This is a genomic window from Citrobacter sp. (assembly GCF_050252275.1).
Lineage (GTDB): Bacteria > Pseudomonadota > Gammaproteobacteria > Enterobacterales > Enterobacteriaceae > Citrobacter_A > Citrobacter_A amalonaticus.
This window is the reverse complement of record NZ_JBFWLF010000403.1, coordinates 1-2883: the sequence shown is the minus strand read 5'-3', so window position 1 is coordinate 2883 and position 2883 is coordinate 1. Positions and strand designations below refer to the sequence as shown.

The 2883-nt window shown below is 53.0% G+C and carries 4 protein-coding genes; 3 read left to right on the top strand and 1 reads right to left on the bottom strand.

Going from position 1 to position 2883, the window contains the following annotated elements; translation table 11 throughout:
• Positions 1-704: glycerol-3-phosphate dehydrogenase (gene glpD / locus AB7E14_RS22365; protein ID WP_428169982.1), on the bottom strand; the 704-nt coding region annotated here is incomplete at its 3' end.
• A 198-nt stretch (positions 705-902) separates the two neighbouring features.
• On the opposite strand from glpD, the gene glpE reads away from it, so the two are divergent.
• The 3 genes from glpE to AB7E14_RS22350 all read left to right on the top strand — a co-directional run.
• Positions 903-1235 (top strand): thiosulfate sulfurtransferase GlpE, encoded by a 333-nt coding sequence (gene glpE, locus AB7E14_RS22360; RefSeq protein ID WP_044327375.1) that lies wholly within the window; start codon positions 903-905, stop codon positions 1233-1235.
• A 74-nt stretch (positions 1236-1309) separates the two neighbouring features.
• Entirely contained in the window at positions 1310-2140 is an 831-nt protein-coding gene (gene glpG, locus AB7E14_RS22355; protein ID WP_316962342.1) for a rhomboid family intramembrane serine protease GlpG, read from the top strand.
• Positions 2141-2155: 15 nt separating this feature from the next.
• On the top strand, positions 2156-2883 hold a 728-nt coding region (locus AB7E14_RS22350; RefSeq protein WP_428169981.1), incomplete at its 3' end, for a DeoR/GlpR family transcriptional regulator.

The following is a 2883-nucleotide window of genomic DNA, read 5'->3' as shown; positions in this document are numbered from 1 at the left end:
ACGATGTGGCTGCCTTTGATCAGGCGAATACCGTATGGCGAAGGCAGATGCATACCTTCGTCGAAAAATTCTTTCACCCACGGACCCGTGGCGTTGACCAGCCCACGCGCCTGCCAGGTGAATGTCTTGCCGGTATCGATATCTTCGGCTTCGACGATCCACAGACCGTTTTCGCGACGCGCAGAGGTTGCACGAGTGCGGGTTAACACTTCCCCACCTTTTCGCACCACCATCTGGGCATTGGCCAGCACCAGACGCGCATCGTCGACCCAGCAGTCGGAATATTCGAAACCGCGCACAATTTCCGGTTTAAGTACCGACTCTACGCCAAAACGCAAACCGGCAGAACCCGGTAAGCTGGTGCGTTTACCTAAATGATCGTACATAAACAGACCAATACGAATCATCCATGCCGGACGCAGGTGAGGGCGATGCGGCAGGCGAAAGCGCATTGGGAAGGCAATATGCGGGGCCATTTTCAGCAGCACTTCGCGTTCAGCCAGCGCTTCGCTCACCAGCCGGAATTCGTAGTGTTCCAGGTAGCGCAAGCCACCGTGGATGAGTTTAGAACTGGCAGAGGAGGTTGCGCACGCAAGATCTTGCGCTTCCAGCATCAGCACGGATAAACCGCGTCCAGCGGCATCTGCCGCGATACCGGCACCGTTGATGCCTCCCCCTATCACAATCAGATCTTTGGTTTCCATGCTGCCCTCGTGCGCTTTCGTTATGGCTCATAAATGTTCGTTATCGAGCATAATAGCAAAGAAACGCTCCATTGGTAACATCGAATAAACAATTTACAGTGATACATATAACATTATGGCGTTTCACTCCCATGGGGACGTACACTAACGGATAAAATGCCGAAAACGTTTCACCTGCACGATTAAAGAAGAGAATGTATGGATCAGTTTGAATGTATTAATGTTGAAGAAGCGCACCAGAAGCTGCATCAGGGCGCGGCGGTACTGGTGGATATCCGCGATCCACAAAGTTTTGCGATGGGGCATGCTCCCCAGGCATTTCACCTGACGAACGACACGCTGGGCTCGTTTATGCGCGATCACGATTTCGATACGGCGGTTTTGGTCATGTGCTACCACGGCAACAGCAGTAAAGGCGCGGCGCAATATTTGCTTCAGCAAGGCTATGACGCGGTCTACAGCGTTGATGGCGGTTTTGACGCCTGGCATCGCCATTTCCCTGCCGAAGTGGCATACGGTTCGTCTTCATAGCCAACAAAGATGCAGCTTGAAATTAGAAGGGTATATATACTGTCCTCTTTTGTATGGATTAAGCGACAGCAACCATGTTGATGATTACCTCTTTTGCTAACCCCCGCGTGGCACAGGCCTTTGTTGATTACATGGCGACGCAGGGCGTTATCCTGACCATTCAACAACATCATCAAAGCGATGTCTGGCTGGCGGATGAAACGCAGGCCGAACGTGTGCATGCTGAGCTGGCGCGATTTATGGAGAACCCTGGCGATCCGCGCTATCTCGCGGCCAGCTGGCAGTCCGGTCATACTGGCAGTGGGCTGCGTTATCGCCGCTTCCCGTTTATTGCCACACTGCGTGAGCGTGCCGGTCCGGTCACCTGGCTGATTATGGCGGCCTGCATTCTGGTATTTATCGTCATGAATATCGTTGGCGATCAAGCCGTAATGGTGTGGCTGGCCTGGCCGTTTGACCCATCATTACAGTTTGACGTCTGGCGCTACTTCACTCACACCTTCATGCACTTTTCGCTGATGCATATCCTCTTCAACCTGCTGTGGTGGTGGTATCTTGGTGGTGCGGTTGAAAAACGTTTAGGCAGCGGCAAACTGATAGTGATTACGGTCATCAGCGCCCTACTGAGCGGATATGTACAGCATAAGTTTAGCGGCCCGTGGTTCGGCGGGCTTTCCGGCGTCGTTTATGCGCTGATGGGTTACGTCTGGCTGCGTGGCGAGCGCGATCCGCAAAGCGGAATCTACCTGCAGCGCGGGCTGATTATTTTCGCGCTGATTTGGATCGTCGCCGGATGGTTTGATTTGTTTGGGATGTCGATGGCCAATGGCGCACATATCGCCGGGCTGGCAGTTGGGTTGGCAATGGCGTTCGCGGATACGTTAAATGCGCGAAAACGAACATAGTTCCAGGGAATAACAATGAAACAAACACAACGACATGATGCAATCATTGAGCTGGTAAAAAAACAGGGATACGTCAGTACTGAAGAGCTGGTGGAGCATTTCTCCGTTAGCCCACAAACGATTCGCCGGGATCTCAATGACCTGGCCGATCAAAACATGATTCTGCGTCATCACGGTGGCGCGGCGCTACCGTCCAGTTCCGTCAACACACCGTGGCACGATCGTAAAGCCACGCAGACGGCGGAAAAAGAGCGTATTGCGCGTAAAGTTGCCTCGCAGATCCCTAACGGTTCAACGCTGTTTATTGATATCGGGACCACGCCCGAGGCGGTGGCGTACGCGCTACTCGACCACAGCAATTTACGTATTGTGACCAACAACCTCAACGTGGCGAACACGCTGATGGTAAAAGAGGATTTTCGCATTATTCTCGCGGGTGGTGAACTTCGCAGCCGGGACGGCGGTATTATTGGCGAAGCGACGCTCGACTTTATTTCTCAGTTCCGCCTGGACTTCGGCATTCTGGGGATCAGCGGCATCGACAGTGACGGCTCGCTGCTGGAATTCGACTATCACGAGGTGCGTACCAAGCGCGCAATTATTGAGAATTCCCGCCACGTCATACTGGTGACGGATCATTCGAAGTTTGGCCGTAAACCGATGGTGAATATTGGCAGTATCAGTCTGGTGGATGCGGTATATACCGATGCTCTGCCACCAGCAGGGGTAATGAAGGTGATCAC

Excerpts from the sequence above, each read along its gene's own strand:
- glpE (WP_044327375.1), top strand. The coding sequence starts at position 903 with ATGGATCAGTTTGAATGTATTAATGTTGAAGAAGCGCACCAGAAGCTG.
- glpG (WP_316962342.1), top strand. The coding sequence starts at position 1,310 with ATGTTGATGATTACCTCTTTTGCTAACCCCCGCGTGGCACAGGCCTTT.